Genomic DNA, 12,529 nt, shown 5'->3' with positions numbered 1-12,529 from the left:
CACTCTATCCGGTGATCCCGTACGGTTCCGGATCTCGCCAGCGGTCGAACGGACGGTCGAGGGTGTACTTGCCGTCCGCACCGAGAACGAGCATCCGGTACTCACCGTTCCCGGGATTGGACAGCGACTCGAACTCGGCCACCGTCCAGTGGAACCACCTCATGCAGAACAGCCGCATGGCGAGGCCGTGCGTCACCAGCAGGACGTTCGGCGGGTGGTCCGGGGCCTCGAAGCTGCGGAAGAGGCTCTCCAGGAAGTTGCCGACCCGGTCGTAGACGTCGGCGCCGGACTCGCCCTGGGCGAAGCGGTAGAAGAAGTGGCCGTAGGCGTCCCGGTAGGCCTTCTGGAGGCGGACGTCCTCGCGGTCCTGCCAGTTCCCCCAGTCCTGCTCGCGCAGCCGCGGCTCCTCCCGCACCCGTATGAGACCGGGGTCGAGCTGAAAGGCGCGCAGCGTCTCGTGGGTCCGGCGGTAGGGGGAGACGTACACGCTGACGCGCTCCCGGCCGAACAGCTCGCGCAGGGCCTTCCCCGTCTCCTCCGCCTGCCGCCGGCCCTGCTCGGTCAGCGCCAGCGCGTGGTCGGGTTCGCGCTCGTACACGGAGTCATCGACGTTGCCGGTCGACTCGCCGTGCCGGACGAGGACGATGCGCCGTGGTCGTGCCATGCCAGAACCCTAGATCGGGACGGCGGTGGGCGAGCACCCGCACCGGCTCCGTACGGCGTAGGTCACACACGGGGCTCACACCGTCCAGGAGGGCTCCAGCTCCACGATGTCCCCCGTCAGGGCCGCCACGTCGGCCTCGGTCTGGGCGCGCAGGGCGAGGCGTTCCACCCGCTCGGTGCGGTACTTGCCGTGCTCGGCGGCCGACTGCCACATCGACAGCACCAGGTACTCGTGCCCCGGCGCCTCGCCGAACAGCCCGCGGACCATGCCCGGCGAGCCCGCCATCGCGGGGTTCCAGACCTTCTCCTGCATCAGCACGAAATGCTCCGCCCGCTCCTCGTGGACCCGGCACAGAGCGACCCGCACCAGATCGGTGTCGGTGAAGCGGGGTTCGAAACCGGTCTTGACGTCGAACCGGTAGTCGAAGAGCCGGGACTGGGCGTCCTTGAACGTGCCGGACTGGGCCGCGGCGAGCCGGTCGTGGGAGCGCGCCATGAACGAGTCGTAGAAGGCCCGGCTCTCCCAGAAGGCGAAGACGTGCGCCACGTTCGGCCGTCCCCGGCTCCAGCCACCCCCCTGCCCGCGAAATCCCGGCTCTCCCAGAAGCCCCGCCCACTTCCGCTGCCCCCGCTCGAACCCCCGGCGGTCCACCACGGTGCAGCGAATCCACTTGACCAGCACCGCGCCATGGTAAAGCCACGGAGCGTGGTCCCGGTCACTCTCGTGCGCAACGCTCGTCCGCATGTGCACGCGCGCGCGTGGCAGGATGGACAACCGGCCGTGACCGCTCGGCAGTTGGAGTGGACGGGCGGGACGGGGACCGGGAAGGGGAAGTTCGTGAACGGCCTCAGCAAGGGGATCCGCAAGGTAGAGGTCGCACTGCGGTGGGACCCGAGTCCGGCCGGGCAGCCGCCCACCGATCTGGATCTGATCGCCGCGACATATCTGGCGAGTGACCCCTACGGCGATCCCGCCTATGTGGTGCACTTCGACAGCCGCTCCCCCGACGGCACCATCTATCTCAACCGTGACAGCCGGGACGGCAAGGGCTTCGGATTCGACGAGGTCATGGTCCTGGAACTGGAGCGCCTGGACCCGCGGTACGCGCGCGTGGTGGTCGGTGCGGCCATCCAGCAGCGTTTCGGGGAGCGGGGCTTCGCCGGGGTGGGCAATCCGGGGCTGCGCATCCGTGAGGGCTACACGGACCTGGCCACGGACGACTTCGGCGGGGTCCTGGAAGCGACGGCGGCCACGGTCGCGGAGTTCGCCCGTGACGAGACGGGAGCATGGGAGTTCCACGCCGGGGTCCATGGGTACGAGGGCGATCCGACGGACTTCGCCCGCACCATGGGGGCGGCTCGCCGCCCCTGACGCCCTCATCCATGAGCGCCCGCAGGCGCTCGTGAGTGCCCATGGGCGCCCGTGAGAGCCCATGGGTAAGGGGCGCCGCCCAATGGGCGGCGCCCCTTACCCATGGGGTGCCGGGCGTCAGCTGCAACCGCTGGTCGAGCCGCAGCCCTCGCAGATGTAGCAGGAACCGGCGCGCTGCATCTTCGTGCCGCAGGAGAAGCACAGCGGGGCGTCGGCCTGGATGCCCAGCTGCATCTCCACCAGCTCCGCGCTGGTGTGGGCCTGCTGCGGGGCGGGCTTGGCCGCCTCGGCCTCGGCCTGCGGCGTGGCGACCGCCTTCAGCTCCTGGGCGCGCGGCGCCGACTGGGCCAGGCCCTCGACGTCGACCTCGTCGTCGGACGGCTCGTACGAACCGGTCTCCAGGTGACGCTGGCGCTCCTCGGCGGAGTGGATGCCGAGCGCGGAGCGCGTCTCGAAGGGCAGGAAGTCCAGCGCCAGGCGGCGGAAGATGTAGTCGACGATCGACTGCGCCATCCGCACGTCCGGGTCGTCCGTCATGCCGGCCGGCTCGAAGCGCATGTTCGTGAACTTCGAGACGTACGTCTCCAGCGGCACGCCGTACTGGAGGCCGACGGAGACCGCGATGGAGAAGGCGTCCATCATGCCCGCGAGGGTCGAACCCTGCTTGGACATCTTCAGGAAGACCTCACCGAGACCGTCGTCCGGGTAGGAGTTGGCGGTCATGTAGCCCTCGGCGCCGCCGACCGTGAAGGACGTGGTGATGCCGGGGCGTCCCTTCGGGAGGCGCTTGCGGACCGGGCGGTACTCGACGACCTTCTCGACCGCGGCCTCGACGGCCTCCTCGATCTCGGCCTTCTTCTCCTCCTCCTTCTTCTTGGCGGAGAGGGGCTGGCCGACCTTGCAGTTGTCCCGGTAGATCGCGAGCGCCTTGACGCCCAGCTTCCAGGCCTCGTAGTAGATCTCCTCGACCTCCTCGACGGTCGCCGACTCCGGCATGTTGACCGTCTTGGAGATGGCACCGGAGATCCACGGCTGGATCGCGGCCATCATGCGGACGTGGCCCATCGGGGAGATGGCGCGCTCGCCCATGGCGCAGTCGAACACCTCGTAGTGCTCGTGCTTGAGGCCGGGGGCGTCGATCACATTGCCGTGCTCGGCGATGTGGGCGACGATCGCCTCGATCTGCTCCTCCTGGTAGCCCAGGCGGCGCAGGGCCTGCGGGACCGTGCCGTTGACGATCTGCATCGAGCCGCCGCCGACCAGCTTCTTGAACTTCACCAGGGCGAGGTCGGGCTCGACGCCGGTGGTGTCGCAGGACATCGCCAGGCCGATGGTGCCGGTCGGGGCGAGGACGGAGGCCTGGGAGTTACGGAAACCGTTCTTCTCCCCGAGGCGCAGCACGTCCTGCCAGGCCTCCGTGGCGGCGGCCCACACCGGGGTGTCCAGGTCGTCCATGCGCACGGCCGTGCCGTTGGCGTCGGCGTGCTGCTTCATGACGCGCTGGTGGGCACCGGCGTTGCGGGCGTAGCCGTCGTACGGGCCGACGACCGCGGCGAGTTCGGCGGAGCGGCGGTACGCCGTGCCGGTCATCAGGGAGGTGATGGCGCCGGCGAGGGCACGGCCGCCGTCCGAGTCGTAGGCGTGGCCGGTGGCCATCAGCAGGGCGCCAAGGTTGGCGTAGCCGATGCCGAGCTGACGGAACGCGCGCGTGTTCTCGCCGATCTTCTGGGTCGGGAAGTCCGCGAAGCAGATCGAGATGTCCATCGCGGTGATGACCAGCTCGACGACCTTCTGGAAGCGCTCGGTCTCGAAGGACTGGTTGCCCTTGCCGTCGTCCTTCAGGAACTTCATCAGGTTCAGCGAGGCCAGGTTGCAGGACGTGTTGTCCAGGTGCATGTACTCGCTGCACGGGTTCGACGCGGTGATCCGGCCGGACTCGGGGCAGGTGTGCCAGGTGTTGATGGTGTCGTCGTACTGGATGCCCGGGTCGGCGCAGGCCCAGGCGGCCTCGGCGATCTTGCGGAAGAGCGCCTTGGCGTCGACCTCCTCGATGACCTCGCCGGTCATGCGGGCACGCAGGCCGAACTTGCCGCCCTTCTCCACGGCCTTCATGAACTCGTCGTTCACACGGACCGAGTTGTTGGCGTTCTGGTACTGGACGGACGTGATGTCGTCGCCGCCCAGGTCCATGTCGAAGCCCGCGTCGCGCAGGACGCGGATCTTCTCCTCCTCCTTGACCTTGGTCTCGATGAAGTCCTCGATGTCGGGGTGGTCCACGTCGAGGACGACCATCTTGGCGGCCCGGCGGGTGGCGCCACCGGACTTGATCGTGCCGGCGGAGGCGTCGGCGCCGCGCATGAAGGAGACCGGACCGGAGGCGTTGCCGCCGGAGGAGAGCAGTTCCTTGGACGAGCGGATGCGGGACAGGTTCAGCCCGGCGCCCGAACCGCCCTTGAAGATCATGCCCTCTTCCTTGTACCAGTCGAGGATCGACTCCATGGAGTCGTCGACGGACAGGATGAAGCAGGCGGAGACCTGCTGCGGCTGCTTGGTGCCGACGTTGAACCAGACGGGGCTGTTGAAGCTGAAGATCTGGTGCAGGAGGGCGTAGGCCAGCTCGTGCTCGAAGATCTCGGCGTCGGCGGGCGAGGCGAAGTACTTGTTGTCCTCGCCGGCCTGCCGGTAGGTCTTCACGATGCGGTCGATCAGCTGCTTGAGGCTGGTCTCGCGCTGCGGGGTGCCGACGGCACCGCGGAAGTACTTGCTGGTGACGATGTTGACCGCGTTCACCGACCAGAAGTCGGGGAACTCGACGCCGCGCTGCTCGAAGTTGACCGAGCCGTCGCGCCAGTTGGTCATGACGACGTCACGGCGCTCCCAGGCCACCTCGTCATAGGGGTGGACCCCGGGGGTGGTGTGGACGCGCTCGATACGGAGCCCCTTGCCCGCCTTCGTGCCCTTGGCGCGGGAACTCCGTGCCGGACCGCTCGCCGTCTCTGTCATGCCGCCTCCCTGTACGGGCGAAAACGCCCTGAAGTGCCCCGTTTGTTCCCGTGGCACGGTGTTCTGTCTGGTGTTGCGGGCCCTCTCGCTCCGCCCGCAACAGGTCTTCTTCTTCGCCGCCGTCCCGGCCGGTCCCGGTCACTGCCGCCGGGGCCGGCCCGCCGGTCAGTCGGCGGCGCCTGCGGGCTCGGGGACCTCGGCGGTCCCGCCGCGCCCGCGGTCGTCTTCCCGGCCCCCCGCGACAGCGTCCTCGCGGTCTTCGTCGACCGCGGCGGGGCGTCCCGTCTGTTCCCTGAGTTCCGTGATGGCCGCCTCGAAGTCCTCGAGCGAGTCGAACGCCCGGTAGACCGAGGCGAACCGCAGATAGGCGACGAGGTCGAGCTCCTGCAACGGGCCGAGTATGGCCAGCCCCACGTCGTGGGTGGTCAGCTCGGCGCTTCCGGTGGCCCGCACCGCCTCCTCGACCCGCTGGCCGAGCTGGGCGAGTGCGTCCTCGGTGACCGGCCGCCCCTGGCACGCCTTGCGCACGCCGTTGATGACCTTGGTGCGGCTGAACGGTTCGGTGACCCCGGACCGCTTGATCACCATGAGCGAGCACGTCTCCACGGTCGTGAAACGACGGGAGCAGTCAGGGCACTGGCGGCGCCTGCGGATCGACGTGCCGTCGTCGGTCGTACGGCTGTCGACGACACGGCTGTCGGGGTGCCTGCAGAAGGGGCAGTGCATGGACTCCAACCCTCCTCACAGCAGACTCGATAGCCTCGGAAGGCCTCTTGGGCCTCTCCCGAAGCAGCCCCCAGCATAGGCGATCGCCGCGGGCCCGAAGACCCGGGGGACCACAACTTGTGGGCTGCTCGCGCAATCCAACCACTAGATGTGGGGATTGGCTCATACATTCAGCTACACGCGCGTGTCGCCTTCACACGGGCCGCCGTGCGCCGGACGGGACGGCCCCGCCGCGCCGGACGGGACGGCCCGGCCGCGCCGGACGGGTCCGCACAACCGCACCGCAGCACCGCGCGGGAAGGCCCGCCGCGGCACACATGCGGAGATACGGTGGGCGCCGCGAGGAGGGGGCGTGGGACTCCCGCACAGGGTGGGAACCAGGTCCCGCCGGGCGGGTCACCGAGTGGCAGACTGAGCGTGCCCGCGAGGTCGTCGCCCCGGCGGTGAAGCGTACAGCAGCGAGCCCCTCCGCCTACCGGACGACGCGGAAGCCATACACCTGGACACGGGATCACGCCACGCGATTCGCGTTTTTTCACTCGAACGTGTGTTTGGCGCAACCTTTCGAAAGCAACTACCGTTGTCCGAGCAGGGAGACCATCGAGAGGGGCCGACGTGACCACCACCGCAGACAGTGCCGCCATCACTGCCCACGACCGCTCACCGGGCCGACTCGAACCGGTGCACGCGGTGACCGACGCCACGAGTCCCGAGGGGCCCAAGCGCTCCCTGCCGGGCCGACCTCCAGGGATCCGGGCGGACAGTTCCGGGCTCACCGACCGCCAGCGGCGGGTGATCGAGGTCATCAGGGACTCCGTGCAGCGCCGTGGCTACCCGCCGTCGATGCGGGAGATCGGCCAGGCGGTCGGCCTGTCGAGCACCTCCTCCGTGGCCCACCAGCTGATGGCACTGGAGCGCAAGGGCTTCCTGCGTCGTGACCCCCACCGCCCGCGCGCGTACGAGGTGCGCGGCTCCGACCAGGCGGCTTCGGTGCAGCCCACCGACACCGCCGGCAAGCCCGCGGCGTCGTACGTCCCGCTCGTCGGCCGCATCGCCGCCGGCGGCCCGATCCTCGCCGAGGAGTCCGTCGAGGACGTGTTCCCCCTGCCGCGGCAGCTGGTCGGTGACGGCGAGCTGTTCGTGCTGAAGGTCGTCGGCGACTCGATGATCGAGGCCGCCATCTGCGACGGGGACTGGGTCACGGTCCGTCGCCAGCCGGTCGCCGAGAACGGCGACATCGTGGCCGCGATGCTCGACGGCGAGGCCACCGTCAAGCGCTTCAAGCGCGAGGACGGCCATGTCTGGCTCCTCCCGCACAACGCGGCGTACGAGCCGATCCCCGGCGACGACGCGACCATCCTCGGCAAGGTCGTGGCCGTCCTGCGCCGCGTCTGAGCGGCCCCGGCGAGCGGACCTCCTGCTACGGGTCCGGTCTCGCCGCTGCGACCGGGCCCCGGGACCCCTGCGCCGGTTCCGGGGCCCTGCTCCACCTCCGGCCCCTGTTCCGGTGCCCTGGCTCTCTGCGCTCGGTGCCGTGCTCTGCGGTCCCCGGCCCGGTTCTTGGCCGCCCCGGTGTCCGGCTCCCTCGGATCGGGGGTTAGCCTGTCGCGGCGCCGCGACAGGCTAACCCCCGATCATGCGTGCCCGTGGGTCATGCGCGTGCCCGCGGGTCACGCGGGCCCCTACCGACCATGCCTGTGACCGACCATGCCTGTGCCCGCATCCCGCGGCGCCCTCCGGCAGTGCTCATCCGGCCTCCGCCTCCCGCGCCACGGCGTCGATCGCGGCCAGCGACTTGCGGACCTGGTTACGGTCCGTGGTGTACCAGAAGTCGGGGAGTGACGCCTTCAGATAGCTGCCGTAGCGGGCCGTGGCCAGGCGCGGGTCCAGCACCGCGACCACGCCCCGGTCGCCCGACGCCCGGACGAGCCGGCCCGCCCCCTGCGCCATGAGCAGTGCCGCGTGCGTGGCGGCAACCGCCATGAAGCCGTTGCCGCCGGCCTCCTCGACCGCCTTCTGCCGGGCGCTCATCAGCGGATCATCGGGGCGCGGGAACGGAATCTTGTCCATGACGACCAGCTGACAGCTGGGGCCGGGCACATCGACGCCCTGCCAGAGCGAGAGGGTACCGAAGAGGCAGGTCTTCGGGTCGGCCGCGAAGTTCTTGATCAGCTCGCCGAGCGTCTCCTCGCCCTGGAGCAGGATCGGGAACTCCGGAATGCGGGAACGCAGCTCCTCGGCGGCCAGCTGGGCCGCCCGCATCGAGGAGAACAGGCCCAGCGTGCGACCGCCGGCCGCCTGGATCAGCTCCGTCAGCTCATCGAGCATGTCCCCTCGGTCGCCGTCCCGCGCGGGCCGCGCCAGATGCTTGGCGACATAGATGATGCCCTGCTTGCGGTAGTCGAACGGTGAGCCGACGTCGACGCCCTTCCACCGCGGGAGGTCGTCGCCCTCGGTGCCCTCGGGGGCGAGGCCCAGGGAAGCGCCCACGCCGTTGAAGTCGCCGCCCAGTTTCAGCGTGGCGGACGTGAGGACGACCGAGCGGTCGGTGAAGAGCTTCTCGCGCAGCAGGCCGGAGACGGACATGGGGGCGACCCTCAGCGAGGCACCGAACCTGTCGTGGCGCTCGTACCAGACGACGTCCCACTCGGAGCCGTTCACGATCCGCTCGGCCACGTCGTGCACGGTCTCCACCGAGGCGAGCGCCTGTTTGCGGACCGCGTCCTCGTCCTGGACGGACTTGTCACGGGTGGTGCCCATGGCGGAGATGACCGTGCGGCAGGCGTCGCGCAGGGCCATGAGCGCGTAACCGAGGTCCTCCGGGATCTCCTCCAGACGGCCCGGCAGCGCCAGCTCCATCAGCCGCTCGAAGCCCTCCGAGGCGGTCTGGAGCTGGTCGGCGGCCTTTTCGTTCACCAGCTTGGCGGCGCGCCGCACCGCGCGGTTGACCTGGCCGGGGGTCAGTTCGCCGGTGGCGACGCCGGTGACGCGGGAGACCAGCTCATGGGCCTCGTCCACGATCAGCACCTCGTGCTGCGGAAGGACCGGGGCGCCCTCGATGGCGTCGATCGCGAGCAGCGCGTGGTTGGTGACGACGACCTCGGACAGTTTGGCCCGCTCCCGGGCCATCTCGGCGAAGCACTCGGCGCCGTACGCGCACTTCGAGGCGCCCAGGCACTCCCGGGACGAGACCGAGACCTGCGACCAGGCCCGGTCGGAGACGCCGGGCGTGAGGTCGTCGCGGTCACCGGTCTCCGTCTCGTCGGCCCAGTCGCGCATCCGCAGCAGGTCCTGGCCCAGCCGGCTGGTGGGGGCCGCTGCCTCGAACTGGTCGAACAGGCCCTCCTCCTCGTCCTGCGGGACGCCCTCGTGCAGGCGGTGCAGGCACAGGTAGTTCGACCGGCCCTTGAGCATCGCGAACTCCGGGCGGCGGCGCAGCAGCGGATGCAGCGCGTCCACCGTGCGCGGCAGGTCCCGCTCCACGAGCTGGCGCTGCAGGGCGAGGGTGGCGGTCGCCACGACCACTCGCTCCCCCTGCGCGAGGGCGGGCACCAGGTAGCCCAGCGACTTGCCGGTGCCGGTGCCGGCCTGGACGAGCAGGTGCGAGCCGCCGTCGATCGCGTCGGCGACGGCTTCGGCCATGGCCACCTGGCCGGGGCGCTCCGTGCCGCCGACGGCGGTGACGGCGGCGTGCAGGAGTTCAGGGAGTGAGGGCTTCGTCATAGCGCGACCACCCTACGACCCGGGACTGACAATCGGGCGATCACGGCGGGGACGTCGACGAGCACCGACGGCGCGGGACAGATCAAGGTGCGGGGGCTCCTGGGGACGGTCGGGGGGGACGGATCGGTGTGCGGGGCTCCGGCGGACGGACGGCCGCGCCAGATCAAGGCGCGGGCTCCGGCGGACGGACGGCCGCGCCAGATCAAGGCGCGGGCTCCGGCGGACGGACGGCCGCGCCAGATCAAGACGCGGGACTCCTGCGGTCGCACGGCCGGGCCGAATCGAGGCGCGCGGTTCCTGCGGACGGACCACCGGGACGGCCGCCGGTCCCGGTGCGGACGGGACCCGGGCCGCGACCGTCTTGCGGGGAGCGGTCGCGGATCATCAGGGCGGCCCGCTTGGCGGGCAGGTCGACCTCGGCGGCGCAGCGGAACCCGGCGGAGCGGAAGGCGGCCACGGAGGCGGTGTTCCGGACGTCCGGCTCCGCGAGGACCCGGACGCAGCGGGGCCGCCGGGCGAGTACGAGGTCGGTCACGGTCCTGATCAGCAGGGTGCCGAGGCCCCGCCCGCGGTCGGCGGCGTCGCCGATGAGGAGGTGGATGCCCGTGTCATGGGGCCGGACGGGACAGTGCCGGGCCAGCGGGTCGAGGTCGGCCCGGTAGATCTCCCAGTAGCTCATCGGCGCGCCCTCCAGGACGCCGACGCACGGAACGCTGCGTCCGTCGCCGGCCAGCTGGGCCCGCAGGTGGTCCTCGGTGACACTCGGCGGGCCGGCCAGCTCCCAGTAGGCCGCCACTTCGGGGTCGTTCATCCAGCGGGCCAGGAGCGGCAGGTCGCGTTCGAGGCGGACCGGGACCAGGTGGAAGACGCCTGCCGGGGTGATGCCGGGACCCCACTCCGCGACGCGGTCGAGGAGGTCGTCGCCCAGCCACGGCGACGGACGCCCGGAACCGGGATCGCCCGCCGCGGCGAGGGTGGCGAAGTCCTCGGGCAGCCGGAGGTCCAGGGTGTCCTCGCCGTCCGTGCCCGCTCCGGCACTCGGGTCGGTACCGGCTTCGGCGCTCGCGTCGGTGGGTGGCACGGCGGCGCTCCTCTCAGCAGACGGGTCGGTCAGCAGTGCAAGGGGTTGGCGATCGTGACGTAGACGGACTGGGTGTCGACGGGGCCGACGAGTTCGTCCAGGCCGTGCAGCCGGGTCAGCAGGTTGGCCTTGCAGCGCAGCGTGGGTGAGTCCAGGAGCCGGGCGGGCAGGGACGAGCCGCGCGGGTGCTCCGGCCCGGCGACGGTGTGGAGGAAGCGGCGGAAGGCGGCCAGCAGCAGCCGCTCGTCGGCGACGCGCTGCGAGCCGAGGGCGCCGATCAGCCCGAACACGTTGTTGATGGCCAGGTAGTACGCGAAGCGTTCGTCGGCGACCTCGTCGGCGACGAAGGTGTCGCTGTGCTCGCCGATGCCCGGCAGCCGGGCGTCGAGGACCGGGCGACGGGACTCGCGGAAGTAGTAGCCCTGGTTGTCGCGGTAGCGCCCGCCGGACGGCCAGCCGTCGGTGTCGAGGAGGACCAGCGTGTTCTGCTGGTGCGCCTCCAGGGCGATCCCGGCCGCCCCGTCCAGCCACAGCACGGGCCGCACCACCTGCTCCAGGTAGCGCAGGAACCACTCCACGGCCACGGCGCCGAGCGGGCGGCCGGTGCGGCCGGCGAGGCGTGCGACGATCTCCGCCAGCCGGGAGCGGGGGTGCGCGGAAGCGGACGGTTCCGGGCGCTCGTACGGCGTCGGGCCGGGCCGGGGCGCGACGAGCGCGGCGACGCAGGCGACGTCGGCGGCGGGGTGGAACGGGTTGTGCCGGATCACGGCGTCGAGTCCGGGCACGGGTGTGCCGTCCGGGGCGTCGACGGCCAGCCAGGCGGGGTCGCGGACGATGTCGAACGCCGGGTGCGCGGCCCGCCACTGCCGGGACAGTCCACCGCGCAGCAGGCGGTGGACCTCGACTCCGCGGTGGAGTTCCTTGCGGAGGTTCTCCCGCCGGGAGTTGGTGATGTGCAGGCCCAGCGACAGCTTGAGCATCGCGGGGGCGCCGGGCCGGTGGACGGTGCGGACGGAGGAGGTGGGGTGCCAGGGGGCGCCGTGGGCGCCGAGGTCGCGGAGCAGCCCGGCGTCCAGCAGGGCGGCGACGGCCGGCCGGTGGCGGAGTTCGCGGAGCTGCCAGGGGTGCACGGGCAGGGCGGCGTACCCGTCGGGCAGGGCCGGCCCGGTTCCGGCGAGGCGCGCGGTGAGCCGGGGAGCGCTGACGGGCCGGCCGCGTTCGGTCCAGGCGGAGTCGGTGGCGAGCACGGGCGGGGCGACGGCCAGCCAGTGCAGCGGGAACGAGCCGCGCAGTTCGGGCGAGTACCGCCACGTCTCCGCGTCGGTGAGCCCCTCGCGGCTCTTCGGGGTGGGGTGCAGGGGGTGGCCCAGCAGGAGGGACTGCTCGGCGGCGAGGAAGAGGTCCTTGGCAGCAGGGACGGCACCGACGGCGGCCGGAGCAGGGTGTCCCGGTCCGTCCCGGTGTTCCTGGCGGGCGCGGAGGAAGACGGTCGTGCGGCGCACGGAGTCGGCGACGCGGGCGACCAGGTCGACGCCGTCCGCTCCCGACGTGCCCGCCGATTCGCGGGCGAGCAGTGCGGCGACGGTGACCGCGTCGGCCGGTGGGGCGCCGTCGGGGGCGGCGGCCGGGCGCGGCGGGCCGAAGCGGTGCCACCCGGTGGGCGACCAGTGGACGACGGGCACCAGGAGGGCCGTTCCGCTGGCGGGGAGCGGGACCCGCAGGACGCCGTCGCCGGGTTCGGTCAGTCCGGTCTCACGGACCCAGCAGCGCAGCAGGTTCTCCACGGCGACCGCCTGGGCGGCAGCGTGCGGGTCCGCGGGCTCCGCGGGGTGCCGGGCGGACGGCAGCGCGCCCGGCTCCGTCGGCGCGCCCGGCTCCGTCGGCGCGCCCGGCTCCGTCGGCGCGCCCGGCTCCGTCGGCGCGCCCGGCTCCGTCGGCGCGCCCGGCTCCGTCGGCGCGCC

Annotated in this window: 9 protein-coding genes; 2 read left to right on the top strand and 7 right to left on the bottom strand. The window is 71.7% G+C overall.

The window, feature by feature from the left end; genetic code table 11:
* Positions 1-4: 4 nt before the first annotated feature.
* Positions 5-664, bottom strand: coding sequence for a histidine phosphatase family protein (locus tag ACZ45Q_RS28355; RefSeq protein ID WP_468266424.1), 660 nt, complete (start codon positions 662-664; stop codon positions 5-7).
* 75 nt (positions 665-739) lie between these two features.
* Complete coding sequence (locus ACZ45Q_RS28350) at positions 740-1,345, bottom strand: YdbC family protein (protein WP_468266422.1); 606 nt, start codon at positions 1,343-1,345, stop codon at positions 740-742.
* A gap of 156 nt (positions 1,346-1,501) precedes the next feature.
* Here ACZ45Q_RS28350 and ACZ45Q_RS28345 point away from each other — a divergent pair, with 156 nt between their 5' ends.
* Positions 1,502-2,035 (top strand): TerD family protein, encoded by a 534-nt coding sequence (locus tag ACZ45Q_RS28345; RefSeq protein WP_468266420.1) that lies wholly within the window; start codon positions 1,502-1,504, stop codon positions 2,033-2,035.
* Between the two features lie 117 nt (positions 2,036-2,152).
* Here the strand turns inward: ACZ45Q_RS28345 and ACZ45Q_RS28340 are convergent, their stop codons facing one another.
* Both ACZ45Q_RS28340 and nrdR read right to left on the bottom strand, forming a co-directional pair.
* Positions 2,153-5,038, bottom strand: a complete 2,886-nt coding sequence (locus ACZ45Q_RS28340; RefSeq protein ID WP_468266418.1) for a vitamin B12-dependent ribonucleotide reductase — start codon at positions 5,036-5,038, stop codon at positions 2,153-2,155.
* Between the two features lie 165 nt (positions 5,039-5,203).
* The gene (gene nrdR, locus ACZ45Q_RS28335; RefSeq protein ID WP_468266416.1) at positions 5,204-5,764 is read right to left on the bottom strand and encodes a transcriptional regulator NrdR; all 561 of its coding nucleotides are present in this window, start codon (positions 5,762-5,764) and stop codon (positions 5,204-5,206) included.
* Between the two features lie 615 nt (positions 5,765-6,379).
* On the opposite strand from nrdR, the gene lexA reads away from it, so the two are divergent.
* On the top strand, positions 6,380-7,159 hold the full coding sequence (lexA, locus tag ACZ45Q_RS28330; RefSeq protein ID WP_468266414.1) for a transcriptional repressor LexA: 780 nt from the start codon (positions 6,380-6,382) through the stop codon (positions 7,157-7,159).
* 351 nt (positions 7,160-7,510) lie between these two features.
* Here lexA and ACZ45Q_RS28325 read toward each other — a convergent pair whose 3' ends face one another.
* From ACZ45Q_RS28325 to ACZ45Q_RS28315, 3 genes are all read right to left on the bottom strand, one after another.
* Positions 7,511-9,487: an ATP-dependent DNA helicase gene (locus ACZ45Q_RS28325; protein WP_468266412.1), complete on the bottom strand. Its 1,977-nt coding sequence runs from the start codon at positions 9,485-9,487 to the stop codon at positions 7,511-7,513.
* Between the two features lie 241 nt (positions 9,488-9,728).
* A complete protein-coding gene (locus tag ACZ45Q_RS28320) occupies positions 9,729-10,568 on the bottom strand; it encodes a GNAT family N-acetyltransferase (RefSeq protein ID WP_468266410.1) in 840 nt (279 codons plus the stop codon).
* Between the two features lie 29 nt (positions 10,569-10,597).
* Positions 10,598-12,529, bottom strand: a 1,932-nt coding sequence (locus ACZ45Q_RS28315) for an IucA/IucC family protein (RefSeq protein WP_468266408.1), incomplete at its 5' end; no start/stop codon positions are given.

This window comes from Streptomyces sp. NPDC031049, from assembly GCF_055571015.1.
The sequence above is the reverse complement of the archived record's forward strand: the minus strand, read 5'-3'. Positions and strand labels throughout refer to the sequence as shown.